This window comes from Mesorhizobium sp. P2_E10, from assembly GCF_056404235.1.
Genome location: NZ_JBFUEK010000002.1, coordinates 833121 through 859140 on the forward strand (window position 1 = coordinate 833121; position 26020 = coordinate 859140).

Annotated in this window: 29 protein-coding genes; 16 read left to right on the forward strand and 13 right to left on the reverse strand. The window is 62.9% G+C overall.

Features of this window, described 5'->3' with window-relative positions:
• The first annotated feature begins 11 nt into the window (after positions 1-11).
• From urtB to AC1D0N_RS08830, 5 genes are all read left to right on the forward strand, one after another.
• A complete protein-coding gene (urtB, locus tag AC1D0N_RS08810) occupies positions 12-1628 on the forward strand; it encodes an urea ABC transporter permease subunit UrtB (RefSeq protein ID WP_477243031.1) in 1617 nt (538 codons plus the stop codon).
• The gene (gene urtC, locus AC1D0N_RS08815; RefSeq protein ID WP_477243032.1) at positions 1625-2857 is read left to right on the forward strand and encodes an urea ABC transporter permease subunit UrtC; all 1233 of its coding nucleotides are present in this window, start codon (positions 1625-1627) and stop codon (positions 2855-2857) included. The genes urtB and urtC overlap by 4 nt, the downstream gene beginning before the upstream one ends.
• Positions 2858-2863: 6 nt before the next feature.
• Complete coding sequence (gene urtD, locus AC1D0N_RS08820) at positions 2864-3610, forward strand: urea ABC transporter ATP-binding protein UrtD (RefSeq protein WP_477243033.1); 747 nt, start codon at positions 2864-2866, stop codon at positions 3608-3610.
• A 69-nt stretch (positions 3611-3679) separates the two neighbouring features.
• Positions 3680-4375 carry an urea ABC transporter ATP-binding subunit UrtE gene (gene urtE, locus AC1D0N_RS08825; protein WP_477243034.1) on the forward strand — a complete coding sequence of 232 codons (696 nt, stop codon included), beginning with the start codon at positions 3680-3682 and terminating at the stop codon, positions 4373-4375.
• A 502-nt stretch (positions 4376-4877) separates the two neighbouring features.
• Positions 4878-5054 (forward strand): hypothetical protein, encoded by a 177-nt coding sequence (locus AC1D0N_RS08830; protein WP_477243035.1) that lies wholly within the window; start codon positions 4878-4880, stop codon positions 5052-5054.
• Between the two features lie 74 nt (positions 5055-5128).
• Here AC1D0N_RS08830 and AC1D0N_RS08835 read toward each other — a convergent pair whose 3' ends face one another.
• The 8 genes from AC1D0N_RS08835 to AC1D0N_RS08870 form a co-directional block, all read right to left on the reverse strand.
• On the reverse strand, positions 5129-5932 hold the full coding sequence (locus AC1D0N_RS08835) for a DUF72 domain-containing protein (protein ID WP_477243036.1): 804 nt from the start codon (positions 5930-5932) through the stop codon (positions 5129-5131).
• Positions 5933-5959: 27 nt separating this feature from the next.
• Positions 5960-6418 (reverse strand): GNAT family N-acetyltransferase, encoded by a 459-nt coding sequence (locus AC1D0N_RS08840; RefSeq protein WP_477243037.1) that lies wholly within the window; start codon positions 6416-6418, stop codon positions 5960-5962.
• A gap of 34 nt (positions 6419-6452) precedes the next feature.
• On the reverse strand, positions 6453-9374 hold the full coding sequence (gene uvrA, locus AC1D0N_RS08845) for an excinuclease ABC subunit UvrA (RefSeq protein WP_477243038.1): 2922 nt from the start codon (positions 9372-9374) through the stop codon (positions 6453-6455).
• Between the two features lie 790 nt (positions 9375-10164).
• Positions 10165-10446, reverse strand: coding sequence for a hypothetical protein (locus tag AC1D0N_RS08850; RefSeq protein ID WP_477243039.1), 282 nt, complete (start codon positions 10444-10446; stop codon positions 10165-10167).
• A gap of 102 nt (positions 10447-10548) precedes the next feature.
• Positions 10549-11154, reverse strand: a complete 606-nt coding sequence (locus AC1D0N_RS08855) for an ATP-dependent Clp protease proteolytic subunit (protein WP_477243040.1) — start codon at positions 11152-11154, stop codon at positions 10549-10551.
• Between the two features lie 27 nt (positions 11155-11181).
• On the reverse strand, positions 11182-11661 hold the full coding sequence (locus AC1D0N_RS08860) for an SRPBCC family protein (protein ID WP_477243041.1): 480 nt from the start codon (positions 11659-11661) through the stop codon (positions 11182-11184).
• Complete coding sequence (locus AC1D0N_RS08865; protein WP_477243042.1) at positions 11658-11972, reverse strand: ArsR/SmtB family transcription factor; 315 nt, start codon at positions 11970-11972, stop codon at positions 11658-11660. Before AC1D0N_RS08865 ends, AC1D0N_RS08860 begins: the two co-directional genes overlap by 4 nt.
• Before the next feature lie 44 nt (positions 11973-12016).
• Positions 12017-12343 carry a cupin domain-containing protein gene (locus AC1D0N_RS08870; protein WP_477243043.1) on the reverse strand — a complete coding sequence of 109 codons (327 nt, stop codon included), beginning with the start codon at positions 12341-12343 and terminating at the stop codon, positions 12017-12019.
• 273 nt (positions 12344-12616) lie between these two features.
• Between AC1D0N_RS08870 and AC1D0N_RS08875 the strand changes: the two genes are divergently transcribed.
• Positions 12617-13144: a single-stranded DNA-binding protein gene (locus AC1D0N_RS08875; protein WP_477243044.1), complete on the forward strand. Its 528-nt coding sequence runs from the start codon at positions 12617-12619 to the stop codon at positions 13142-13144.
• 142 nt (positions 13145-13286) lie between these two features.
• Positions 13287-13712, forward strand: coding sequence for an OsmC family protein (locus AC1D0N_RS08880; protein WP_477243045.1), 426 nt, complete (start codon positions 13287-13289; stop codon positions 13710-13712).
• A gap of 44 nt (positions 13713-13756) precedes the next feature.
• Here the strand turns inward: AC1D0N_RS08880 and AC1D0N_RS08885 are convergent, their stop codons facing one another.
• From AC1D0N_RS08885 to AC1D0N_RS08895, 3 genes are all read right to left on the reverse strand, one after another.
• The gene (locus AC1D0N_RS08885; RefSeq protein ID WP_477243046.1) at positions 13757-14386 is read right to left on the reverse strand and encodes a MarC family protein; all 630 of its coding nucleotides are present in this window, start codon (positions 14384-14386) and stop codon (positions 13757-13759) included.
• 95 nt (positions 14387-14481) lie between these two features.
• The gene (locus AC1D0N_RS08890; protein ID WP_477243047.1) at positions 14482-14859 is read right to left on the reverse strand and encodes a VOC family protein; all 378 of its coding nucleotides are present in this window, start codon (positions 14857-14859) and stop codon (positions 14482-14484) included.
• Between the two features lie 38 nt (positions 14860-14897).
• Positions 14898-15428: a hypothetical protein gene (locus tag AC1D0N_RS08895; RefSeq protein WP_477243048.1), complete on the reverse strand. Its 531-nt coding sequence runs from the start codon at positions 15426-15428 to the stop codon at positions 14898-14900.
• A gap of 87 nt (positions 15429-15515) precedes the next feature.
• On the opposite strand from AC1D0N_RS08895, the gene AC1D0N_RS08900 reads away from it, so the two are divergent.
• Positions 15516-16343: a helix-turn-helix transcriptional regulator gene (locus AC1D0N_RS08900; protein ID WP_477243049.1), complete on the forward strand. Its 828-nt coding sequence runs from the start codon at positions 15516-15518 to the stop codon at positions 16341-16343.
• A 21-nt stretch (positions 16344-16364) separates the two neighbouring features.
• On the opposite strand, the gene AC1D0N_RS08905 is transcribed toward AC1D0N_RS08900, so the two are convergent.
• On the reverse strand, positions 16365-18044 hold the full coding sequence (locus AC1D0N_RS08905; protein ID WP_477243050.1) for a SulP family inorganic anion transporter: 1680 nt from the start codon (positions 18042-18044) through the stop codon (positions 16365-16367).
• A gap of 212 nt (positions 18045-18256) precedes the next feature.
• On the opposite strand from AC1D0N_RS08905, the gene gyrA reads away from it, so the two are divergent.
• Positions 18257-21061, forward strand: coding sequence for a DNA gyrase subunit A (gene gyrA / locus AC1D0N_RS08910; RefSeq protein WP_477243051.1), 2805 nt, complete (start codon positions 18257-18259; stop codon positions 21059-21061).
• 57 nt (positions 21062-21118) lie between these two features.
• On the opposite strand, the gene AC1D0N_RS08915 is transcribed toward gyrA, so the two are convergent.
• Positions 21119-21265 (reverse strand): hypothetical protein, encoded by a 147-nt coding sequence (locus AC1D0N_RS08915; protein ID WP_477243052.1) that lies wholly within the window; start codon positions 21263-21265, stop codon positions 21119-21121.
• A gap of 180 nt (positions 21266-21445) precedes the next feature.
• Here AC1D0N_RS08915 and coaD point away from each other — a divergent pair, with 180 nt between their 5' ends.
• The 7 genes from coaD to tgt all read left to right on the forward strand — a co-directional run bounded on the left by coaD (position 21446) and on the right by tgt (position 26019).
• Positions 21446-21946 carry a pantetheine-phosphate adenylyltransferase gene (coaD, locus tag AC1D0N_RS08920; RefSeq protein WP_477243053.1) on the forward strand — a complete coding sequence of 167 codons (501 nt, stop codon included), beginning with the start codon at positions 21446-21448 and terminating at the stop codon, positions 21944-21946.
• 109 nt (positions 21947-22055) lie between these two features.
• Positions 22056-22550: a peptidylprolyl isomerase gene (locus AC1D0N_RS08925; protein ID WP_477243124.1), complete on the forward strand. Its 495-nt coding sequence runs from the start codon at positions 22056-22058 to the stop codon at positions 22548-22550.
• A 27-nt stretch (positions 22551-22577) separates the two neighbouring features.
• Positions 22578-23090, forward strand: coding sequence for a peptidylprolyl isomerase (locus AC1D0N_RS08930; protein WP_477243054.1), 513 nt, complete (start codon positions 22578-22580; stop codon positions 23088-23090).
• A gap of 12 nt (positions 23091-23102) precedes the next feature.
• A complete protein-coding gene (locus AC1D0N_RS08935; protein ID WP_477243055.1) occupies positions 23103-23552 on the forward strand; it encodes a DMT family transporter in 450 nt (149 codons plus the stop codon).
• The gene (gene queA / locus AC1D0N_RS08940) at positions 23552-24637 is read left to right on the forward strand and encodes a tRNA preQ1(34) S-adenosylmethionine ribosyltransferase-isomerase QueA (RefSeq protein WP_477243056.1); all 1086 of its coding nucleotides are present in this window, start codon (positions 23552-23554) and stop codon (positions 24635-24637) included. The genes AC1D0N_RS08935 and queA overlap by 1 nt, the downstream gene beginning before the upstream one ends.
• Entirely contained in the window at positions 24627-24896 is a 270-nt protein-coding gene (locus AC1D0N_RS08945) for a hypothetical protein (RefSeq protein ID WP_477243057.1), read from the forward strand. Before queA ends, AC1D0N_RS08945 begins: the two co-directional genes overlap by 11 nt.
• On the forward strand, positions 24889-26019 hold the full coding sequence (gene tgt / locus AC1D0N_RS08950; RefSeq protein WP_477243058.1) for a tRNA guanosine(34) transglycosylase Tgt: 1131 nt from the start codon (positions 24889-24891) through the stop codon (positions 26017-26019). Before AC1D0N_RS08945 ends, tgt begins: the two co-directional genes overlap by 8 nt.
• Position 26020: the final 1 nt, after the last annotated feature.

Genomic DNA, 26020 nt, shown 5'->3' on the forward strand with positions numbered 1-26020 from the left:
TATCTGAACGGATGATCCTGTTGCGCAATCTCGGCCTCATGCTGGCGTTCCTGATGGCAAGTCTGTTGCCGTCAAACGCAGCCGAAGCCGATCTTCGCGCCATCATCGCCCAATTCGCCACCGCCTCGAATTTCTCGGCCACCGAAGCTGTGGTGCATGAGCTTGCGGCAACCGGCGATCCCCTGGTCGAACGTCCGCTGGCCGCGCTTGGCGACGGCAATCTTTACATCCGCAAAGCCGATTCCCTGGTCTTTGTCGGCAAGGAGGCCGGCGACAGCGTCGAGCTGCTCGACCCGCTGAGCGGTGAAAAATCCGCTGAGGCGGCCAAGGCCGATCTCACCAAGATCAAGGTCAACAACACGCTGCGCCGCGTCATCCGCGATGCGCTGGGCACGCTGACGCTGCGCGCCAAGGATCCGGCAGTGCGCATCGCCGCCGCCGACACCATGTTCAAGACGCCCGATGCCGCCAACATCGAGCCGCTCGATGCCGCGATCGCTGGCGAAACCGTCGCCAGCGTGAAGGCCTTGTTCGAACAGGCCCGCGCGGCGTCCATTCTGGTTTCCGACCGCCCGGAGGCCGACAAGCTGGCGGCCATCGCTCTCATCGGCGCCCGCGACGATCGCGACGCACTGTCCCTGCTCACCTCCGTCGAGGCCAACTCCGAAGGCGCGGTCAAGGAAGCGGCGACGGCAGCGATGGCAAACATCAACTCGACGCTGGCATTCTGGGATGCTGGCCAGAACATCTGGTACGGCATATCGCTGGGCTCGGTGCTGCTGCTCGCGGCAATAGGCCTTGCCATCACCTTCGGCGTCATGGGCGTGATCAACATGGCGCATGGCGAGATGGTCATGCTCGGCGCCTACACCACCTTTGTCGTGCAGGAGGTGATCCGCAATTCCTTCCCCGACCTGTTCGACTGGTCGCTGGTCATCGCGCTGCCGCTGGCTTTCCTCGTCGCGGCTTTAGTCGGGCTCATCATCGAGCGCGGCGTCATCCGTTTCCTCTACGGTCGGCCGCTGGAAACGCTGCTGGCGACATGGGGTGTGTCGCTGATCCTGCAGCAGGCGGTGCGCACCATTTTTGGCCCGACCAACCAGGAGGTCGGCAATCCGTCCTGGATGTCCGGCTCCTTCTCCATCGGCCAGCTGGCCGTGACCTGGAACCGTCTGTGGATCCTGGTCTTCGCGCTCTGCGTCTTCGGCGTGCTGCTCTATGTCATGAAGCGCACGCCCTGGGGTCTGCAGATGCGCGCCGTCACCGCAAATCGCCGCATGGCCGCCTCCATGGGCATCAGGACGCCGTGGGTCGATGCGCTGACTTTTGCATTGGGTTCCGGCATTGCCGGCATCGCCGGCGTCGCGCTCAGCCAGATCGACAACGTCTCGCCCAATCTCGGCCGCGGCTACATCATCGACAGCTTCATGGTCGTCGTCTTCGGCGGCGTCGGCAATCTCTGGGGCACGCTGGTCGGCGCCTTCTCGCTCGGCATCGTCAACAAGGTCCTCGAACCCTATGCCGGCGCCGTGCTCGGCAAGATCGTTGTCCTCGTCCTCATCATCCTGTTCATCCAGAAGCGCCCGCGCGGCCTGTTCGCGCTCAAGGGCAGGGCGGTGGAAGTATGATCACCGGACGCTTCTTCGCCGCTGGCGCCGACCGCCGCGTCGCCATTACGATTCTCATTCTGCTGGCAGTCGCCATCATCGTGCCGCTGCTCAATCTGGCCATCTCTCCGACGAGCGCGTTCTACATCCCGCCCTACATCGTCGCGCTCACCGGCAAGTATCTTTGCTACGCGCTGTTGGCTTTGGCGCTCGACCTCGTCTGGGGCTATTGCGGCATTCTCTCGCTCGGCCACGGCGCCTTCTTTGCTCTCGGCGGCTATGCGATGGGCATGTATCTGATGCGCCAGATCGGCTCGCGCGGCGTCTATGGCAACCCTGTCCTGCCGGACTTCATGGTGTTCCTGAACTACAAGGCACTGCCGTGGTTCTGGACCGGTTTCGACCATTTCTGGTTTGCCGCCATCATGGTGCTGGCCGTGCCCGGCCTGCTCGCCTTCGTCTTCGGCTGGTTCGCCTTCCGCAGCCGTGTGACAGGCGTCTATCTCTCGATCATCACCCAGGCGATGACCTACGCGCTGCTGCTCGCCTTCTTCCGCAACGACATGGGGTTCGGCGGCAACAACGGCCTGACCGATTTCAAGGATATTCTCGGCTTCAACGTGCAGGCCGACGCGACACGCTCGGCGCTGTTTGCCGCCAGCGCGGTGACGCTGGCACTCGCCGTCTACCTCACCTGGGCAATCGTCGGTTCCAAATACGGCAAGCTGCTGATGGCGGTGCGCGACGCCGAGAGCCGTACCCGTTTTCTCGGCTGGCGGGCGGAGAACGTCAAACTGTTTGCCTTCACCGTGTCGGCGGTGATGGCCGGCATCGCCGGCGCGCTTTACGTGCCGCAGGTCGGCATTATCAATCCGGGCGAGTTCGAGCCGTCCAATTCGATCGAGGTCGTCGTCTGGGCCGCCGTTGGCGGGCGCGGCACCATCGTCGGACCGATCATCGGCGCGCTGCTGGTCAATGCCGGCAAATCCTGGTTCACCGGCGTGCTGCCGGAATTCTGGCTGTTTGCGCTGGGCGGGCTGTTTGTCGCTGTCACGCTCTTCCTGCCCAAGGGCATCATCGGCATGTGGGACAGCTGGCGCGGCAACGCCAGGGCGATGCGCGCGGCCTCGATCGCCGAGGAAGCCGGCACCGATGCTGATGGTCCACCGCCGGCAAAGATCGTTCGCAGCGCGGCGACAAAGCCCGGCGACTGGTCCACGTCCAGTCCCGAACCGCAGCCGGCGGAGTGAGCGATCATGTCCAAGTCGAACACGATCCTCTATCTCGACGGCGTCTCGGTCTCCTTCGACGGATTTCGCGCCATCAACAATCTGTCGCTGGTGCTCGACAAGGGCGAGATGCGCGCCATCATCGGTCCCAATGGCGCCGGCAAGACGACGATGATGGACATCGTCACCGGCAAGACGCGGCCTGATGAGGGCGAGGTCTTCTTCGACGGCCAGGTCGACCTGACCAAGCATGACGAAGCCGAGATCGCCATGATGGGCATCGGTCGCAAATTCCAGAAGCCGACCGTATTCGAAAGCCACACGATCGAGGAAAACCTGATGCTGGCGCTGAAAGGCCCGCGTTCGATCTTCCCGGCGCTGTTCCATCGCCGCTCGGCGGCCGAGGCGCGGCAGATCGACGACATCCTCGGCATCACCAGGCTCGGCGACAAGCGCAGCGAACTGGCGGCAAATCTGAGCCACGGCCAAAAGCAATGGCTCGAGATCGGCATGCTCTTGGCGCAGGATCCAAAACTGCTTCTGGTCGATGAGCCGGTCGCCGGCATGACCGACGCCGAGACCGCGGAAACCGCTCGCCTGCTCAAGGACATCGCGCGCGACCATTCGGTCATCGTTGTCGAGCATGACATGCATTTCGTTCGCGAGCTCGGCGTCAAGGTCACCTGCCTGCATGAAGGCTCGGTGCTATCCGAAGGCACGCTCGATTTCGTTTCGGCCGACGAGCGCGTCGTCGAAGTCTATCTGGGGAGATGAGCATGGTCTGGCGGGTTCAATTCCATCGCTTCGATCTGTCGTTCCTCAGGTTCTGGAAAAGGCGCTGACATGCTCGAAGTCTCCAATGCCACGCTGCACTACGGCGCCGCCCAGGCGCTGCGCGGCGTGTCGCTCAAAGCCGGCGCTGGCAAGATCACCTGCGTGCTCGGCCGCAACGGCGTCGGCAAAACCAGTTTGATGAGATCGATCGTCGGCCACCACCGGCTGACGAGCGGAAGTGTTGCCTTCGAGGGGAAGGCGCTCGACCGGAGCGCGGCGTATGACCGCGCCCGGTCGGGCATCGCATTCGTACCGCAGGGCAGGGAGATCTTTCCGCTGCTCACGGTGCGCGAAAACCTCGAATCAGGCTTTGCGCCGCTGAAGCGGGCCGACCGCAACATTCCTGCCCATGTCTTCGAGCTGTTTCCGGTGCTGAAGCAGATGCTCGGCCGTCGCGGCGGCGACCTCTCCGGCGGCCAGCAGCAGCAGCTTGCCATCGGCAGGGCGCTGGTGATGCGGCCGAAGCTTTTGGTGCTCGACGAACCCACCGAAGGCATCCAGCCGTCGATCATCAAGGATATCGGCCGCGCCATTCGCTATCTGCGCGACCAGGCGGGCATCGCCGTGCTGCTGGTCGAACAGTATCTCGATTTCTGTCGCGAACTCGCCGACGAGGTCAATATCATGGACCGCGGCCTCATCGTCCATACTGGCCCGGCGCAAGATCTTGACCGGGCCGACGTCCGGAAATTTCTGACGGTGTAGCTCAGAGAGCGTGGCGGTTCTCCTCTGTGGCGAATCGCAACCTTGGAGATTAGCCGGAGCCCTCCATCACGTCGTCATCCTGGGGCGAAGCAAGGAGCGCAGCGACGCGGCGCAGACCCCAGGGTCCATGCCATGACATCTGCCGAAGAGTGTAGCGGCGCAGAATAAACCCGTTCTCCGAAGCCCCATCCATTTCCAGATTCTGCACCGTTGGTGACGCGTCGAAGTCACGGCATGGATCCTTGGGTCTTCGCTCCGCTTCGCGTTCACTACGCCCAAGGATGACGAAGTGATGGGCGCCTCTGGCACGCCGAATATTGCGTGCTAGTCTTTGCTTGGCCTTGGTGAGTCGGCCGCTTCCGTTTCAGTCTGGTTTGTCGCAGATCGAGGGGAATGCGCGGGTCAAGCCGGCAAGTTCCACACAAGCAAGCACACCTAGCTTCCCTCCTGCGACCTGTTTTGTGTTCAACGCGTTTGAGCATTCAGGCCAGGAGAACAGCCGATGGAACGTTTCGTCGAAGACTACCAGAAGCGACGGCTCACGGAGCGCGTCGACATCATTACCGCCATCAACATTCTAAGGTCGCAAGGCTACGACCGCGACGAATTGATCGGCGAGATCACCAAGGTTTTTTACGTCGATCTCGATGCCTACAATGAGATCGTCCTGGCGGCGTGAGATCGTCGCCGGTTTGGAGTCCACTGTAGGGAAATGAAGCATCGGCCTGCCTGCGGTTGCGGGCAGGCCGAAATCTAGCCGACGCGCTTCATCAGCGCCATGGCGCCGAATGGCGCGCGCACCTTGCCCTCGGTGATGAAGTAGACGAACACGTCGCGCGGTTTGACCGGCGCTTCGGTCGCGGGATCGGCGCGCGGCAGGTCGGCCGGGACCTTGCCCTGCGCCCAGATCTTTACCCGCGCTGCCCATTCGTCGAGACCTTTCGGCGTATAGCAATCGGGATTGTCGTCGCTGCCGGTCTGCAGCCGCGCGTAGACGAAATCGCCGGTGACGTCGGCGATTGCAGGATATCTGGCATGGTCGGCGTAGACGATCGACACCTTGTATTTGCGCACCAGGGCCGCGAATTCCGGCACGATGAAGCTGTCGTTGCGCACCTCGACCGCATGGCGCAGCGCCACGCCATCCTGCTTTTCCGGCAACAGTTTCAAAAAGGCTTCGAAATCGTCCGGATCGAACTTTTTCGTCGGCGCGAACTGCCACAGGATCGGTCCGAGCTTTTCGCCAAGCGCCGTCACGCCCGATCCGAGAAAGCGCATCATCGATTCACCGGCCTCGCCGAGCACGCGACGGTTGGTGACGAAGCGGTTGCCCTTCAGGGAATAGACGAAACCGTCCGGCGCCTCGCTGGCCCATTTGACGAAGGTCGGTTCCTTGAAGCTGGAATAATAGGTGCCGTTGACCTCGATGCTCGGCACCTGCCGGCTGGCGTAGTTCAGCTGCTTGGCCTTGGAGAGCTTGTCCGGATAGAACGACGTGTCCCAAGGCTCAAAAGTCCAGCCGCCCATGCCGGCGCGGATTTTTCCCTGACTGCTCATTGTCGTCCTCCCAAATGCTGAAAAAGATCAGGCGTCCAAGGCTTTCGCCATGTCGACCAGCGTCCATCCTGGCCGGTATGGATTGGACCGGCGACCCGTCTCGTGAAAGCCATAGGCAGTGTAGAGCGCGATGTTCCGCTCCATCCTCGAATTGGTGTAGAGCCGCACCTCCGGCAAGCCCCATAGTCGCGCCTGCTCTTCGGCGAAGTTGAGCAGCGCTATGCCGAGCTTTCTGCCCTGGAAGGCAGGGGAGACGGCGACGCTGAAGATCATCGCATGATCGGGATGCCGCTCGATGACGATCAGCCCGGCCAGCTCGGAGCCACTCTCCAGCAACCAGACTTCACCACGCTCGATGCGCGGTTCATAATCCTCGGTGACCGGCATCGGCGGCGCGCCGAACAAGGGGGTATAGGGCGCATAGGCCGCTTCGGTCAGCGAGACGATAGCTTGGAGATCACCGGCAAGCGCTCTTCGGAGTGTCATTCAAAAGCTCTCCAGGCGCCGAACGGTCGGACCATCACTCCGCCGCTTCGCGTTTGCCTCCGGGGCGCCGCTCCAGCAGTTCCTTGAGGAACTGGCCGGTGTAGCTGCGCTTTTCGCGTACGATCGCTTCCGGCGTGCCTTGGGCAACCAGTTCGCCCCCGCCGTCGCCGCCCTCGGGGCCGAGGTCGAGGACCCAGTCGGCGGTTTTTATCACTTCGAGATTGTGCTCGATAACCACCACCGTGTTGCCCTGGTCGACCAGTTCGTGCAGCACTTCCAAAAGCTTGGCGACGTCGTGGAAATGCAGGCCGGTGGTCGGCTCGTCGAGGATGTAGAGCGTCTTGCCGGTCGCCTTGCGCGACAGTTCCTTGGCCAGCTTGATGCGCTGCGCTTCACCGCCCGACAGCGTCGTCGCCTGCTGGCCGATATGGATATAGCCGAGGCCAACCTGCTTCAGCGTCTCCAGCTTGTCGCGCACGCCGGGCACGGCGGCGAAGAAATCGACGCCTTCCTCGACCGTCATGTCGAGCACGCCGGCGATCGACTTGCCCTTGAACACGACATCGAGCGTCTCGCGGTTGTAGCGCTTGCCATGGCAGACGTCGCAGGTGACGTAGACGTCGGGCAAAAAGTGCATCTCGATCTTGATGACACCGTCGCCCTGGCAGGCCTCGCAGCGGCCGCCCTTGACGTTGAACGAAAAACGCCCCGGCTGATAGCCGCGCGCCTTGGCTTCCGGCAGGCCGGCGAACCAGTCGCGGATCGGCGTGAAAGCCCCGGTATAGGTGGCCGGGTTGGAGCGTGGCGTGCGCCCGATCGGCGACTGGTCGATGTCGATGACCTTGTCCAGGAATTCGAGACCCTCGATGCGGTCATGCTCGGCCGGATGCTCGCGCGAGCCCATGATGCGGCGCGACGCCGCCTTGAACAGCGTCTCGATCAGGAAGGTGGACTTGCCGCCGCCCGACACGCCGGTGACGGCGGTAAAGGTGCCCAACGGGATCTCGGCCGTGACGTTCTTCAGATTGTTGCCGCGCGCGCCGACGATCTTCAGGCGCCGGTTCTTCTTCGGCTCGCGCCGTACGCCAGGCGTCGCCACTTCGAGCGCGCCCGACAGATATTTGCCGGTGATCGAATTGGGATTGGCCATCACCTGCTGCGGCGTGCCCTGGGCGATGATCTCGCCGCCATGGATGCCGGCGGCCGGTCCCATGTCGACGACGTAGTCGGCATGCAGGATGGCGTCCTCGTCATGCTCGACGACGATCACCGTGTTGCCGATGTCGCGCAGATGCTTCAGCGTGTCGAGCAGGCGCGCATTATCGCGCTGGTGCAGGCCGATCGACGGCTCGTCCAGCACATAGAGCACGCCGGTCAGGCCGGAGCCGATCTGCGACGCCAGGCGAATGCGCTGGCTCTCGCCGCCCGACAGCGTGCCGGAATTGCGCGACAGCGTCAGATAGTCGAGCCCGACATCGTTGAGGAAGCGCAGCCGCTCGCGGATCTCCTTGAGCACGCGCACCGCGATCTCGTTCTGCTGGTCGTTGAGATGTGGCGGCAGGTCGGTGAACCAGCGGTCGGCGCTGCGGATCGACAGCTCGGTGACCTCGCCGATGTGCTTTCCCGCGATCTTCACCGCCAGCGATTCCGGCTTCAGCCGATAGCCCTTGCAGACCGGGCACGGCGTGGCCGACATGAAGCGCTCGATCTCCTCGCGCATCCAGGCGGATTCGGTCTCTTTCCAGCGCCGCTCGAGATTGGGGATGACACCTTCAAACGTCTTGGTCGTCTTGTAGGAGCGCAGGCCGTCATCATACTGAAAAGTGACCTCGCGCTCGCCGGTGCCGCGCAGGATGGCTTCCTTGGCCTCTTCGCTTATGTCTTTGAACTTGTCGCCGAGCTTGAAGCCGTACGCCTTGCCCAGCGCTTCCAGCGTTTGTGAATAATAGGGCGAGGTCGACTTCGCCCACGGGCTGACGGCGCCGTCGCGCAGCGAGACGTTCTCGTCGGGCACGATCAGGCTGGCGTCGATGGCGCGCTGGCTGCCGAGACCGTCGCAGGTCGGGCAGGCGCCGAACGGGTTGTTGAAGGAGAACAACCTGGGCTCGATCTCCGGAATGGTGAAGCCGGACACCGGGCAGGCGAATTTTTCCGAGAACAGGATGCGCTCATGCGTCTCGTTCTTCGACTTGTTGACCGAATCCTCGCCGGTCTGGCTGGCGTCGAGCGGCCGGTCGGCGAATTCGGCCACGGCCAGCCCTTCGGCCAGCTTCAGCGCGGTTTCGATGGAATCGGCAAGCCGCGTCGCCAGGTCGCCGCGCACGACGATGCGGTCGACGACGACGTCGAGGTCGTGCTTGTATTTTTTGTCGAGCGCCGGCACATCTGATATCTCGTAGAAAACGCCGTCGACCTTGACGCGCTGAAAGCCCTTCTTCTGCAGCTCCAGCAGTTCCTTGCGGTATTCGCCTTTGCGGCCGCGCACCATCGGCGCCAGGATGAACAGGCGCGTGCCTTCCTCGACCGCCAGCACGCGGTCGACCATCTGCGACACCGTCTGGCTCTCGATCGGCAGGCCGGTGGCCGGCGAATAGGGGATACCGACGCGCGCGAACAAAAGCCGCATATAATCGTAGATTTCGGTGACGGTGCCGACCGTGGAGCGCGGGTTCTTCGACGTCGTCTTCTGCTCGATGGAGATGGCCGGCGACAGACCGTCGATCTGGTCGACGTCAGGCTTCTGCATCATTTCGAGGAATTGCCGGGCGTAGGCCGACAGGCTCTCGACATAGCGGCGCTGGCCCTCGGCATAGATGGTATCGAAGGCGAGCGACGACTTGCCGGACCCAGACAGGCCGGTCATGACGATCAGGCTGTCACGCGGCAGGTCGAGATCGACATTCTTCAGATTGTGTTCGCGCGCCCCGCGAATGGAAAGATATTTATGGTCGGCCATTGCCGGTCGCCGCCTCAGATCTGGTGTCAGTGGGATCGGCGGGGTTTTCCCGGCCATCCCCTATGTAGGTATTTTTGCCGCCACGTCGAGAGACGCCACAATTCTCGACAAAAGCGTTTAACCGTCTTTCGCGCGAAGGGGCAAGCGGAAAGAACAAAGGCCGAACACGCTCCTGACAAAGCTATGCAGAAACCTGACTTGCACGTAACCTCCCGGCGATCACTTTTTTCGGTAATCGGCTATTCAAGGTTGACGTCTCCGAATCGGGGGAGCAGTCTCCAAAGGGTCAACGAAGCCGGCCGTCTTTCGATGGCCTCGCCGCCCCAAGGCGGCCTGCGAGACGCCGCAGGTAATTGCGATTTGTGCTTCGGATTGACGACAATCGCAACGGACACAGGAGCGGAGCATGACGCCACCGGATAGTCCATTGAGGCTCCATTTATGGCTGGAGCCGCGGCAGGCATAAGTGCCAGGGTTGATTCAAAGCCTTAGAGTTCACGTTGTGCGTGTAAGCGGACACTTGTCGTTCTAGTGCTTTAATTCCACCCGACAAACCGTGACCTGCCGTCCCCCACGAAAATCAGAGACTGCTAGTCGGATCGTCGGCTGAATGCCGCGAAGCATCCGAAATCAAGGTCGGTATAACCCTACCGGCAGGTTGGATCTGGAATCCAAAAAAAGCCCCGACCGTTTGCGGAAGCAACGGCGGGGCTGCTTTTATAGGCGGTGGTGAGTGCTGCACTCTTCCAAGCCTTCACGTGCTCCGACGAAGTCCCCGGCCGGAGCGATGTCAATGACGCGGGAGCCCGGTCTTTCCGACGCCGACATCGACGATGATGCTGCCGGAAATCCTGACATCGGTATCGCCGATTTTGAACGTGCCGTTATCGCTGGCGGGTAGCGTGTCGTCGGGTTCCGGCTGCGGTGCAGGCTTGGCGATGCGATAGTCGCTGGTTACGCCGGGCAGGGCGCCTTTCGACGACGAGGTCGTGCTGTCCCCGGCGAGAGCCGCGCTGGAGGCCGCGGCGGTGACAGCAATGGCGATGATCAGTCTGTTCAGGCGGAAATGCATCGCAAGACCATAGTGCTGCGATGAAGGCGAGACCAGACCGGCGACGCCAAAATTGCCCTGGGGGGCGGCCGGTCCGAATTTCCGTTCTCCGGTGCCGCCGCTCTATGCCGCCTGTTTGCGGGTATCAAAGACATGGTCGACGATACCCCATGCCTTGGCCTCCTCGGCAGTCATGAAATGGTCGCGGTCGAGCGTGCGTTCGACCTCTTCCAGGGGACGGCCGCAATGGCTGGCGTAGAGGCCGGCCATCCGCCGCTTGGTTCGCAGGATGTTTTCGGCATGCAGCTGGATATCGGAGGCCTGGCCCTGGAAACCGCCCAGCGGCTGGTGCAGCAGGATGCTGGCATTGGGCAGCGCGATGCGCCGTCCCGGCGTGCCCGCCATCAGCAGGAACGACGCCATCGACGCGGCAAAGCCCATGCACACGGTCGACACCGGGCAACTGACATATTGCATCGTGTCGTAGATGGCGAAGCCGCTGGTCACCACGCCGCCGGGCGAGTTGATGTAGAGCGAAATCTCCTTGTCGGGATTGTCCGATTCCAATGACAGAAGCTGCGCGCAGACCAGTGCCGACATGCCATCTTCGATCGGCCCGTTGATGAAGATGATGCGCTCGCGCAGCAGCCGTGAAAAGATGTCGAAGGCGCGTTCGCCGCGGCTCGATTGCTCGATCACCATCGGCACCAGATTGGCAAGGCCGCTCATCTTTTGTCTCCGTTTATTTTTTCCAGCTCAGGCCGCGCGCAGCCGAAGGCGCGTCGCGTTCGCGGCGATAGGTTGTTTGGGTTTGTATGTGTTGAGCGAAAACCGGCAACTGCCGCCGGCCATGGCAACCACAGGCATTGCTGTTCTGGCAAACCCATCGTGGACGATGCGCAGATGCGTACCGCCGGAAACCGTACGGTCGAGCGTGAAAGTAACGATGCTGTCCAATGCGTCCTGGCGCGCGGCATCGCCTGGCTCGGCTCGTTCCCGCCAGGAATAGCGCAACAGCCGCCCGGGTTCGGCGTCGAGGATTTCGCAGTCGATCGGCGCATCCGGCCCGGCAAAGGCGAAGCGGCTGCCGATTTCAGGCTTGATGTCGTTGGGCATCATCCAGGCCGCGAGCAGCTCCGGCACCGTCAACGCCCGCCACACCTTTTCTGGCGGTTCGGCAAGCTCGCACTCGAACGCGATCGTGTCTTCTGCTTCCGCGTGTTGTTCGTCCGTCACTGGTCCATGTCCTTCAAAACCGCCTTGAGCTTTTCGATGCGCTCGGGCCAGAACGCCCGATAGCGTTCGATCCAGCCGAGCAGGGGGCCAAGCCCTTGCGGGTCGGCGCGATAATAGGCGTTGCGGCCGGCCCGCCGCTCGACCACGAGGCCGGCGCCGCGCAGCACCGCCAGATGCTGCGACACCGCCGGCTGCGACACGCTCATGCCGCTGCGCAGTTCCGATACGCTCAGTTCGCCGGCGGCGAGCCGTTCGTAGACGGCGCGTCGCGTCGGGTCAGCCAGCGCGCGAAAAATCTCTGCTTCGATCATGACCAAAGCATAAGTCGATACTTATTGATTTGGCAAGCGGTGATTTACGGCGCCGCTGGAAGCCAGCGCCTCACCGTGTCAGGCGATCCCTCGAACGTCGCCTCGAAGATCGGTGACGCCAGCACGGCATGGATGTGAAGCGTCTTGGCTCCGACGTTTCTAAAACCGTGTTTTCTCTCTGCGGGAATGAGGAGTGACTGTCCGGCAGTCAGCGTCACGCAGTCTTCGTCGATCCACATGTCGGCGGTTCCGGCGATGACGGTGAGCACTTCCTCGGCCGGATGCCGATGTGTCGGAGCCCCGACGCCTGGCTGAACCCATTGTTCGAACAGGCAAAGCTCGCTCGCTCCGTTGCCGGCGGAAACTTGCATGCGGGTCTCCACGCCCGCTCGCCACTGCTCTCGCGGCTGATCCAGATGCGCAATGACTTTCATTCGCCACCGCCTTTCGATCCCGGCATAGTCGCAATTTCATGCGCACACCCTACCTCTTGCTGACATTCTTGACAGCCGGGGCCGACAAGAATAGAACAAAAAAAGAACAAAAACCTTGTGGGTAAAGGCAGCCACAGCAGGCGGGGATTGTCCGTAGCCTGTAAGGTGCGGCGGCAAAAATTTGGTTTCGGATGAGCGCGGAGAAGTATCATGGCGGGTAGCGTCAACAAGGTCATTCTGGTGGGCAACCTCGGGGCGGACCCTGAAATCCGTCGTTTGAATTCGGGCGAACCGGTCGTCAACATCCGCATCGCCACCTCGGAAAGCTGGCGCGACAAGAATTCCGGCGAGCGCAAGGAAAAGACCGAGTGGCACAACGTCGTCATCTTCAACGACCAGCTCGCCAAGGTGGCTGAGCAGTATTTGAAGAAGGGTATGAAGGTCTATGTCGAGGGCCAGCTGCAGACGCGCAAATGGCAGGACCAGACCGGTAACGATAAGTACACGACGGAAGTCGTGCTGCAGAAATTCCGCGGCGAGCTGCAGATGCTCGACGCACGCGGGCAAGGCGAGGGCGGTCAGGTCGGCGGCTATTCCGGCGCCGGCGGTGGCGCTGCCCGTGGTTCCGATTTCGGCCAGTCCGGTCCGGGCGAGAGCTTTAGCCGTGGTGGCGGCGGCGCCAAGAGCGGCGGTGGCGGCGGTTCGTCGCGTGAACTGGACGACGAAATCCCGTTCTGAGCACAACACGGTCCTGAACGCGAACGCCATGTGGTGAAGCCACACATAGTGCCCCGAAAGTCTTTCATGGATTTTCGGGGCTTTGCTTTGTCGCATGACCGCTGCGAGGACAACCAAGGAATTGCAGGGAAGGACGTATCAGGTGAAGGCACGGGTCAAATGGGTCGAGGAGCGCACCTTCGTCGGCGAGTCCGGCAGCGGCCACAAGCTGGTGCTAGGAACCGCGTTTGGACCGGAAGGCAACACGCCGGGGCCGAGCCCGATGGAACTGGTGCTGATCGGCACCGGCGGCTGCTCGGCCTATGACGTCGTCCACATCCTCGAAAAGGGCCGCGAGGCGATCGAGGACTGCGTCGTCGAACTCGATGCCGATCGGGCGGAAACCGAGCCAAAAGTGTTCACCCGCATCCACATGCATTTCGTCGTCAAGGGCCGGGCGCTCTCGCATGACAAGGTGAAACGGGCGATCAACCTGTCGATCGAAAAATACTGCTCGGCCTCGGCGATGCTGGCCAAGTCCGCCGCAATCACCCACGACTTCGAAGTCGTTGATACGGCGGGGCAGTAAGCAGTAGGCAGTAGGCAGTAGGCAGTAGGCAGTAGGGGTTGCCGCTATCCCGCCATCAGCGCCTTGATGCCATCCGCCACGAACTGCACGGCAAGCGCCGCCAGGATGACGCCGAGCAGCCGCGTCAGGATCGAGCGGCCGGTGTGGCCGAGAATGCGGTCGATGCGCTCGGACAGCACGAACACCAGATAGGTGATGGCAAGGCAGACAAAGATGATACCAACCAAGGCTGCCTGCGCGGCAAGACCCTGAAACGAGCCGGAGAGCAGGACCGTCGCTGAAATCGCACCCGGACCGGCGATCAGCGGGATCGCCAGCGGGAAGGCGGCGATGTTGTGGATCATGTCCTTGGTGATGGCGACGTCGCCGATCTTCTCCTTGCGGTCCTGCCGGCGCTCGAACACCATTTCGAAGGCGATGAAGAACAGCAGAAAACCACCCGCGACGCGGAAGGCCGGCAGCGTGATGCCGAACACCGACAGGATCGAGGCGCCGGCAACCGCAAACAGCGCCATGACAAGGAAACCCATGATCGAGGCGCGGATCGAAACCTGCTGGCGCTCCTCGCGGTTCATGCCGCGCGTCACCGCGAGGAAAAGCGGTGCCAGGCCGGGCGGGTCGATGGTCACCAGAATGGTGACGAAGGCATTGAACAGGCTGTCGAAGCTCGGCATTTCTGGCCCCTCCCGCCGGGCGACGCCCGAACCCTTGCATTGGTAGAGCAAAGCAGGGTCAGAGGAAACCGTTTGAACCGAGGGAATTCGGCCGACTAGCCAGCCGCGCCGCAATAGGCCTCGATGCGGTAGCCATCGGGGTCGACGACAAAGGCGGCGTAGTAGTTGTCGCCATAGGAGGCGCGCAGGCCGGGTGCGCCATTGTCGCTTCCGCCTTCACGCAAGGCGCCGGCATGGAAGGCATCGACGCTGCTGCGCGTCGACGCGGCAAAGCAGAAATGCAGGCCGGACTCCATATCGGCCGCAACCGGACGCGGGGCTTCGTTCACCCAGAGCGCCACCGCCTCAGTGCCGTAGCCCAATGAGCCCGGCGACTGGCTGAGGCAGGTATAGCCAAGCGGTTTTAGTGCAGCGTCGTAGAAGCGCTTCGAGGCGTTAGCGTCGCGGACACCGATCGAGACATGGTCGAGCATCGTTTTCTCCATTGTTACAATTGGTTGGGTCGTCAGGCTCAGGCCGTGCGGCGCGCCAGAAACTCGACTTCGAGCCGCCATGTCGCGCCGTCGTCATGCGACCGTTCGCCCAGCCAACGGAAGGAATTCTCGGTAATCCGGGAAAAGCTCCAGCGCACCGAAGAGCCGGGGCCGTCGACGCCTTGCTGGGCGATGCTATCGCCCTCGGCACGGCCAAGCTGGCGGCTGTAATACTGGTTGCGCGGATCGCTCCAGAAAATGTGCCAGGCATCGACGCCGGGATCGTAGACGCGCAATGTCGTGCCATAAAAGGTCCATTTGCCGAGCGATGGCGAGGGACCGGCATCCCACGCGGGCAAGATCCACACATCCTGGATCGCCCGGCCTTCGAGAACCCAGCCGAAATGCACCTCGCCGCGCCCGGTGAGAACCGTGCCGTCCTCGAGATGGCGTGTGGCATCGAATACCCAGGCGCCGACGAAGCGCCCGTAAAGGTCCAGCTTTTCAGACAGGCCGGGGTTGGGTCCGTCGTTGTGCAAGGCTTCGCTAAAGGAGGTTGGATCTGTCATGGTTGCTGCCTTCGTGCTGTCAGGAGTCTGCAGACGTTAGGCCCGGGCAGGGTTCTGGGCTTGGGAAAAATTGCTATAGTTCGGGCCATGACATCGAGCACGCAAACCCTGACATCGGGACGAGGCTGGCACGTGGCGGACGTGGTCTGCACCGCCGGCGCCGCCGACAGGCCGTTCGAGGAAGAGCACCGGAACTTCTGTGTCGCCGCGGTGAACAGCGGCACGTTTCGCTACCGCACGCGCCAAGGCACCGCGATGCTGGCGCCGGGCGCCATTCTGCTCGGCAACCCCGGCTCGTGCTACGAATGCGGCCACGAGCATGGCGCCGGCGATCGCTGCCTCTCCTTCCATTTTTCTCCGGCCTATATGGACCGGATCGCCGCCGACGTGCCGGGCGCGAAAACGCTGACCTTCGAGATGCCGCGCCTGCCGCCTCTGCCGGCGCTCGCTTCGCTGCTGGCCGAGGCGGAAGCCGCGCGCGAAACGGCCGATCTGGAAGCGTTCGAGGAGCTTGGTCTGCGCATTGCCGGCGCCGCTGTGGCTGCTGCTTCCGGCGCTGCACAAGCTGGCCGGGCGCCCAGCCGCCGCGACCAGAAACGGGTCGCTGAAGCCGTGCGGCGCATCGAACTCGATGTCGATGGGCCGATTTCGCTTGCCGGGCTTGCCGACGAAACAGCCACCAGCCCGTATCATTTCCTGAGGACGTTCCGGCAGGTGGCCGGGATGACGCCCTATCAATTCCTGCTGAGAACCCGGCTGCACCGGGCAGCGGTACGGTTGCGTACCTCGGATGAGGCGATCTCGGCGATCGCCTTTGATGCCGGGTTCAATGATCTCTCGACCTTCAACCGCCGTTTCCGCAAGGTGATGGGTGAGGCGCCCGGTACCTATCGCGCCCGGGCTGCTGCCCGTTGACGCAGCACAGGCCCTCAGTGGTCATTTTGCTTGCGGCTGCTTGTCTGGACCTAGCGTCCTGATGGCGTCATCGACGCTGTGAAAAATCCGCTGCGGGCCGACGAGTTCGGCAATGCCGAACCGCGCCAGCGCCGACTGGGCGCGCAGCGATTCCAGTCGCGCTATGGCAAAGATCGCGCCCGTCTTGCGGCAATGGGTGATGGTTTCGATCAAGGACTGGGCGGCGGTGTAGTCGATCTCGACGATGTTACTGGCTTCCAGCACGACCAGCTTCACGCTTTCGCTTCTGGCGTCGATCAGATCGTTAAGGCCGCGCTTGAAGCGGTCGGCGTTGACGAAGGACAGCGGCGCCTGAAACGCCGCGACCAGCACGCCGGACAGTTGCTCGCCCGCGCCTGGCGTGCCCGGCGGCCACCACACCGAAGTACCCGGAACCTGTTCCAGCTCGATCGGCTGCGTGCGCGTAGCGCTCCAGATGCCATGCAGCAGCGACAGGCCGATGCCGATTGCGACGCCGGTCTGGATGGGCAGCACGACGATGGCAGCCATGGTGATGAGGATCAGCGCGAATTCGATCGATGCCTGCCTGTAGACAGCAGCAAAAACCTTCCAGCGCAGAATGTGCTGGGCGACAAACATCAGAACGCCGGCCAGTGCTGCTTGCGGAACATCGGCGAGCAAGCCACCGCCAAAGGCGCCGAGCGCCAGCACGATGGCCGCGGCAGTCAGGCCTGACAGTTGCGAGCGGCCGCCGGTCTGCGCGACGATGGCCGTGCGCGGCGGGCTGGCATTGACCGCAAAGGCACCGAACAGGCCCGACGCGATGCTGCCGGCGCCGACGCCGACAAAATCGCGGTTGATGTCGGGGGCTTCACCGACGAAGGAGCGGGACGTGGCCGCCGTCTGCACCATGACGACGATGGCGATCAGTAACGCCAGCGGAAACAGCGTTTGCGCATCGTCAAGGCTGACCAGCGGCACGCTCGCCCGCGGCAGGCCGTTCGGCAAGGCGCCGAGCACCTCGACGCCACGATCCTTTAGGTCGAAGGCGGCAACCGCCGCAGTGGCCAGCAACATGCCGATCAAGGCGCCCGGTATACGGGCGCTGATGCGTTCCGCGCAGAACACGATCGCGAACACACCGAGGCCGAGCGCCAGGCTCCAGGGATTGGTGAGATGGAGATCGCCGGCGATCGCACCGATGCGCCGCAAGGTTTCACCGCTCTCGGGCGGCAGACCAAGCAGTCCGGGCAGTTGCGAAACGACGATATGGACGGCTATGCCGGCCAGAAAACCCGTGGTGACCGGCACCGACAAAAGATCAGCAACCCAGCCGAGGCGAAAGATGCCGCTGAGCGTTACGATCAGCCCAACCATCAGCGCCAGCATGGCCGCCAGCGCCAGATAATGCGTGGAACCAGATGTGGCGAGCAAAGCGAGGCCGCCGGCAAACAAAGGCGTGATGGTCGAATCCGCACCGGCCGACAAATGACGGTTGGCGCCGAACAGCGCGAATGCCACCGAACCGGCGACAAAGGTGAAGAAGCCGATTTCGGGTGCAAAACCGCCGAGACGAGCCGTGGCCATCTGCTCTGGGATGGCGATTGCGGCCAGCGTAATGCCCGTGACCAGATCGCCGTTGAGATCTCTCGGCGTCCAACCGCTCAACGCTCGCAAGGGCAGCCACGGGGTCCAATTCATCGCGCTCGTGGCTTTCGCTCGAGGAAAACGGTCCATGGCAGGCTTTTGCCCTGGCGGCGGCGAAATGCGCTTTGGCCATATCGTCGCAATCAGTGGTATCCTTTTGAAATTACCACCAAAATTGACACTGGAAAAGTGCTGCAGACGTTGGAGTTTCGATCCTGCTTCCTATATAAGCGGCAAGTGATTCCTGATTAGATTGTGACCTAGATTTGACCGACCAGAAGACACCGCGCGGCGCCGACGGCGGCCCCACCGGCATCGAGCCGATATCCATCATCGAGGAGATGCAGCGCTCCTATCTCGATTACGCCATGAGCGTGATCGTCAGCCGTGCGCTGCCGGACGTGCGCGACGGCCTGAAACCGGTGCATCGCCGCATTCTCTACGCCGCCCATGAGAGCGGCTACCACTGGAACCGCAAATATGTGAAGTCGGCCCGCCCGGTTGCCGACGTGATGGGTAAATACCATCCGCACGGCGACGCCTCCATCTATGACGCCTTGGTGCGCATGGCGCAGGACTGGTCGCTGCGCGTGCCGCTGATCGACGGGCAGGGCAATTTCGGCTCCATCGACGGCGATCCGCCGGCGGCGATGCGCTACACCGAATCGCGACTGACCAAGGTCGCACACGAGCTGCTGGAAGACATCGACAAGGAAACTGTCGATTTCCAGGACACCTATGATGCCTCCGACACCGAACCGAAGGTGCTGCCGGCTCGCTTCCCGAACCTCCTGGTCAACGGTTCCGGCGGCATTGCCGTCGGCATGGCCACCAACATTCCGCCGCACAATCTCGCCGAAGTCTGCAACGGCGCCATCGCCATCATCGACAACCCGGCGATCGACCTGCCGGCGCTGATGGAGATCATCCCGGGGCCGGATTTTCCCACAGGCGGCATCGTGCTCGGCCGCTCCGGCATCTACAGCGCCTATTCGACCGGCCGCGGTTCCATCGTCATGCGCGGCAAGGTCAATGTCGAACAGCGCGGCAACGACCGTGAATCGATCATCATCACCGAGGTTCCCTACCAGGTGAACAAGTCGTCGATGATCGAGAAAATGGCCGAGTTGGTGCGCGACAAGCGCATCGAGGGCATTTCCGACATCCGCGACGAGAGCGATCGCCAGGGCTACCGCGTCGTCATCGAACTGAAGCGCGACGCCGTAGCCGACGTCATCCTCAACCAGCTCTACCGCTTCACGCCGCTGCAGACCTCCTTTGGCGCCAACATGGTGGCGCTGAACGGCGGCAAGCCGGAAGTAATGACGCTGACCGACATGCTGAAGGCGTTCGTCGGCTTCCGCGAAGAGGTGATCAGCCGGCGCACCAAATTCCTGTTGCGCAAGGCACGCGACCGCGCCCATGTGCTGGTCGGTCTGGCCATCGCCGTCGCCAACATCGACGAAGTGATCAAGCTGATCCGCACCGCGTCCGATCCGCAGACGGCGCGCGAACAGTTGATGGAGCGGCGCTGGCCCTCCGGCGACGTCGAGTCGCTGATCCTGTTGATCGACGATCCGCGTCATCGCATCAACGAGGACGGCACCTACAACCTGTCCGAGGAACAGGCCCGCGCCATCCTCGAACTGCGCCTGCAGCGCCTGACCGCGCTTGGCCGCGATGAAATCGCCGACGAATTGAACACGATCGGCGCGGAAATCATTGATTATCTCGACATTTTGTCGTCCCGCGCCCGCATCCAGCAGATCGTCAAGGACGAGCTGACCGCGGTGCGCGACGAGTTCGGCACGCCACGCCGCACCGAGCTCACCGACGGCGGCGCCGACATGGAAGACGAGGACCTGATCCAGCGCGAGGACATGGTCGTGACGGTGAGCCATTCCGGCTACATCAAGCGCGTGCCGCTGTCGCTCTACCGGGCGCAGCGCCGCGGCGGCAAGGGCCGCTCCGGCATGTCGACCAAGGAAGAGGATTTCGTCACCCGGCTGTTCGTCGCCAACACGCACACGCCGGTGCTGTTCTTCTCCTCGCGCGGCATCGTCTACAAGGAAAAGGTCTGGCGGCTGCCGATCGGCAATCCGCAGTCACGCGGCAAGGCGCTGATCAACATGCTGCCGCTGGAGCAGGGCGAGCGCATCACCACGATCATGCCGCTGCCCGAGGATGAGACCAGCTGGGGCGAGCTCGACGTGATGTTCGCCACCACGCGCGGCACCGTGCGCCGCAACAAGCTGTCCGACTTCGTCCAGGTCAACCGCAACGGCAAGATCGCCATGAAGCTGGAGGAGGAAGGCGACGAAATCCTCGGCGTCGAGACCTGCACCGACAATGACGACGTGCTTTTGACCGCAAGTTCGGGCCAGTGCATCCGCTTCTCCGTAGGCGACGTGCGCGTCTTCCAGAGCCGCAATTCGGTCGGTGTGCGCGGTATAGCCATGGCCGACACCGACAGGGTGATTTCCATGGCGGTGATCGAGAGCGTCGATGCATCGCCGGCCGTGCGCGCCGCCTATCTCAAGCGCGCGGCGGCCGAACGGCGGCTTGCCGCCGGCATCGCCGCCGGCGAAGAGGAAGAGATCGCACTGACCAATGAAGAGGTGGGCGAGGAGGCGGAGCTTTCCGACGCGGACTACGAGAAGCTCAAGGCACACGAGCAGTACGTCCTGACGGTGACCGAATATGGTTACGGCAAGCGGTCGTCTTCCTACGATTTCCGGGTGACCGGGCGCGGCGGCAAAGGCATCCGTGCCACCGACGTGTCGAAGGTGGCCGAGATCGGTAGGCTGGTGGCGACCTTCCCGGTCGGCAATGACGACCAGATCATGCTGGTCTCCGATGGCGGCACCGTCATTCGCGTGCCGGTCAACGGCATCCGTTTCGCCAGCCGCGCCACCAAGGGCGTCACCATCTTCAATACGGCCGAGGGCGAGAAGGTCGTTTCGGTGGAGCGGATTTCAGAACCGCAATCGGATGAAGAAGAGGCCGAGGGCGACATTGGGGCCGGCCCGGATGTGGGTGCTGGCGACGCCGCTCCGGACAACGCCGAATAGGTTTTGACATGGAAACGCCGGCCCGATGGGCCGGCGTGGTCAAATATTCCAGTGAATTCAGTAGTGGCGAAAGGGCTTGCGGACGCCGGAGCCTTCGAAGCGCTTGGTCTTGACGCGGACGCGCTCGGCTTCCTGATGCAGCCCGAAGGCGGTGGCAATCAGCATTACGACGGTCATTGCGGCGGCGAGCATGTAGATCAGCATGTGCGTGTTCTCCTGCTTCAACAACGATTTTGGTCCGATTTGGTTTCACCGTCTGTGAAACCACTTACATGGTCGCCGTTGAATTCTTCGTGAGCGGCCCGTTCATCTGTCGTTCATGGCGGCCAAAAGGTTCACCTGCGCATTTGCGTTTGCCCGAGAGGCTCGCTAGAAGCACCTGCCATGACCGAACGTATCGCTCTTTATGCCGGCTCCTTCGATCCGCTGACCAACGGCCATCTCGATGTGCTCAAGGCGTCGCTGGCCGTGGCCGACGTCGTTTATGCGGCGATCGGCATTCATCCCGGTAAGAAGCCGTTGTTTTCCTTCGAGGAACGGGTGAAGTTGATCGAAATCGCGACCAAGGCCGAATTCGGTAGCGACGGCGCCCGCATCAGGGTTGTCGCCTTCGACGGGCTGGTCATCGACGCCGCCAGGAGAGAGGGCGCCTCGATCATGATCCGCGGCCTGCGCGACGGCACCGACCTCGACTACGAGATGCAGATGGCCGGCATGAACGAGACCATGGCGCCGGAATTGCAGACGGTTTTCCTGCCCGCCAGCCCCTCGGTGCGAACCATTACCGCCACACTTGTCCGCCAGATAGCCTCGATGGGAGGCGACATCCGCCCCTTCGTGCCGGCGGCCGTGGCCGGTGCGCTCACAGCCAAATTCGCGAAATAAGATCCCGGAGATAGTTATGCAGCTGAAGAAGCTCGCCTCGTTCCTCATTGTGCTTGCCGGTCTTGTGACCGCTTCGGTTTCGGCCTTCGCCGCCGATCCTGAGAAGACGATGATCATCACGCTGAAAGACGGCGATGTGACCATCGCGTTGAGGCCGGACCTCGCGCCAAAGCATGTCGCGCAGATCAAGAAGCTGGTGCGCCAGGGCGCCTACAACAATGTCGCCTTCCACCGCGTCATCGACGGTTTCATGGCGCAGACCGGCGACGTGAAGTTCGGCAACATGGAAAAGGGCTTCAATCCCCAGGCTGTCGGCACCGGCGGCTCCGATCTTCCCGACCTGCCGGCCGAGTTTTCGCAGACCGAGCACTACAAGCGCGGTGTGGTCGGCATGGCCCGCTCGCAGGATCCAGATTCCGCCAATTCGCAGTTTTTCATCATGTTCGCGCCGGCGCCGCCGCTCGATGGCCAGTACACCATTGTCGGCAACGTCGTCAGCGGCATGCCGCTGGTGGATCACATCCAGAAGGGCGACGAGGCGGACAACGGGACGGTCGCCAACCCCGACCGGATGATCAAGGTGCGCATCGCCGCCGACAAATAAATCTCTATTATCAAAAGGATATCTGACATGGCTGAGATCAAGGACCGCGAGAACGCGCTCATCCTGGAAACGACCAAGGGCAAGGTCGTCATCGAACTTTTCCCCGATTTGGCCCCCGGCCACGTTGCCCGCATCAAGGAACTGGCGCGCGAAGGCGCTTATGACGGCGTGGTCTTCCACCGCGTCATCGAAGGTTTCATGGCGCAGACGGGCGACGTGAAGTTCGGCAATTCCTCGAAGCCTTCGTTTGCGCCTTCCCGCGCGGGCATGGGTGGTTCCGACAAGCCGGACCTGAAGGCCGAGTTCTCCAACGCCAATCATGGCCGCGGCACCTGCTCGATGGCACGCTCGCAGAACCCGAACTCCGCCAATTCGCAATTCTTCATCTGCTTCGACGATGCCGCCTTCCTCAACCGCCAGTACACGGTCTGGGGCCAGGTCATCGAAGGCATGGACAATGTCGACAAGATCAAGCGCGGCGAGCCAGTGCAGGATCCCGACAAGATCGTGTCGCTGAAGGTCGCGGCCGACGTCAAGTAAGGCGAAACGACGATGATGGGCGCAGTCTGGTCGCTGCTCGGCATCCTGTCCGGCGCCTTCATCGCCATTCAGGCGCCGATCAACTCGCAGCTGGCGCGCGGCCTGGGGCTCCCGGTCGCCGCCGCGGCGTTCTCCTTCCTGTCGGGCGCCATCGTGCTCGGCATCATCTCCGTCGCGGCGGTCAAGCTGCAAGGGATTTCGCTCGACTGGAAGGCGCCGGCGCCCTGGCTGTTCGTCGCCGGCGGCATGCTCGGCGGCTTCTACGTCACGCTGTCGACAATCCTCACGCCGCGCATCGGTGCTGCCGCGCTGATGGCGTTCCTGGTTGCCGGCCAGCTCTTGGCCGGCATGCTGATCGACCGCGTCGGCTTCCTCGGCGTCGCGGTGCGCGAAATTTCGCTCGGCCGCGTCGCCGGCGCGGTGCTGCTCTTGGCCGGAGCGCTGCTCGTCCGGCTCTACTGATGCGCGTCGACCTCTTCGACTTCGACTTGCCCGACGATCGCATCGCGTTGCGCCCGGCGGAGCCGCGCGACAGCGCCAAGATGCTGGTGGTCAGGCCGGGCGAGGGGCTTGAGGACCGCACGGTGCGCGAGTTGCCGTCTTTGCTGCGGGCCGGAGACGTGCTGGTCTTCAACGACACCAAGGTTATTCCGGCGCAATTGAAAGGCATCAGGCGGCGCGGCGAAGCGGCAGCGCAGGTCGAAGCCACGCTGCATATGCGGATCGCGCCCGACCGCTGGCTGGCCTTCATGCGGCCGGGCAAGCGTATCGCCGCCGGCGACCGCATCCATTTCGGCCATGACGGCAATTCCTGTTTCCTCGGCCAGCTCGATGCCACGGTGATAGAGAAAGGCGAGGGCGGCGAGGCGCTGCTCGGCTTCGATCTGTCCGGCGCCTTCCTCGATGAGGCGCTGCACGCCGTCGGCCACATCCCGCTGCCGCCCTACATCGCCTCGAAACGCGACGACGACGAACGCGACCGCAGCGACTACCAGACCATCTATGCCCGCGAAGAGGGCGCCGTTGCCGCTCCGACCGCCGGCCTGCATTTCACGCCTGAGCTGTTTGCCGCGCTTGACGCCAAAGGCGTCGAGCGCCGCTTCGTCACCTTGCATGTCGGCGCCGGCACCTTTCTGCCGGTGAAGGTCGACGACACCGCTGACCACAAGATGCATGCCGAGACCGGCTCGGTCGCCCAGGAAACCGCTGATGCGCTCAACGCAGCAAAGGCAAGGGGCGGACGCATCATCGCCGTCGGCACGACCTCGCTGCGCCTGCTGGAAAGTGCGGCGCGCGCCGACGGCACGCTCGCCGCATGGTCCGGCCCGACCGACATTTTCATCACGCCCGGCTACCGTTTCAAAACTGCCGACGTGCTGATGACCAATTTCCATCTGCCGCGCTCGACGCTGTTCATGCTGGTTTCGGCCTTTAGCGGCCTCGAAACGATGCGCGCGGCCTATGCGCATGCCATCGATAGCAGCTACAGATTCTACTCCTACGGCGACGCCAGTCTTCTGGTCAGGGAGGTGAACGATGGACGATGATCTCGATGGTCTGGACCGCGAGGCCTTGATCGCGGAGGTAAAGAGGCTGCGCGCCGGCATTCGCGGCCACCGCGACACATCAGGCCACGATCTTTGCTGGCATCATCCCGATCTGTGGAGCCTTTTGCCGGAAAAGACCGAGCCGGCGATCGCCGTGCCACCCTGGGAAAAGTTCATGCGCGGCTGCATCCGCTACCGGCAGTCGCTCGACGAGCAGGCGCCGGGGGCGCCGGTATTCGACAAGGAATTCAATGGCTGAGGCGTTTACCTTCAAGGTTCTGGCGACCGACGGCAAGGCGCGACGCGGCGCGATCACCATGCCGCGCGGCGAAATCCGCACGCCGGCTTTCATGCCGGTCGGCACCGGCGGCACCGTCAAGACCATGTATATGGACCAGGTGCGCGGTGTCGGCGCCGACATCATACTGGGGAATACCTATCATCTGATGCTGCGGCCCGGCGCCGAGCGCGTGGCGCGGCTCGGCGGCCTGCATGAGTTCGCCCACTGGCCGCACCCGATCCTCACCGACAGCGGTGGTTTTCAGGTGATGTCGCTGTCGAAGCTGCGGAAGCTGACGGAAAAGGGCGTCACCTTCCGCTCGCATATCGACGGCGCCGCCTACGAGATGTCGCCGGAGCGCTCGATCGAGATTCAGGGGCTACTCGATTCCGACATCCAGATGCAGCTCGACGAGTGCACGGCGCTGCCGGCCGAACGCAAGGAAATCGAGCGCGCCATGGAATTGTCGTTGCGCTGGGCCGAGCGCTGCAAGACGGCCTTCGGCGACCAGCCCGGCAAAGCAATGTTCGGCATCGTCCAGGGCGGCGATGTGCCGGACCTACGGCTGCGCTCGGCGCAGGCGCTGAAGGCGATGGAGCTGAAAGGCTATGCGGTCGGCGGGCTGGCCGTCGGCGAGCCGCAAGCGGTGATGCTGGACATGCTTGAAATCACCTGCCCGGAACTGCCTGATAACAAGCCGCGCTACCTCATGGGCGTCGGCACGCCGGACGATATCGTGAAGTCGGTGGCGCGCGGCATCGACATGTTCGACTGCGTCATGCCGACCCGCGCCGGCCGCCACGGCCTTGCCTACACCAGGCGTGGCAAGGTCAATCTGCGCAACGCCCGCCATGCTGACGATCCGCGTCCGCTGGACGAGGAAAGCGACTGCCCTGCGGCGCGGGACTATTCGCGCGCTTACCTGCACCATCTGGTGCGCTCGCAAGAGGCGCTGGGGGCGATGCTCCTGACCTGGAACAATCTGTCCTACTATCAGAAGCTGATGCAGGACATTCGCGCCGCGATTGAAGCCGGCGCGTTCGAAGCCCGTACAGCCGAGATTTCCGAGGGTTGGGCGAGGGGCGATATTCCGGTTGTATAGC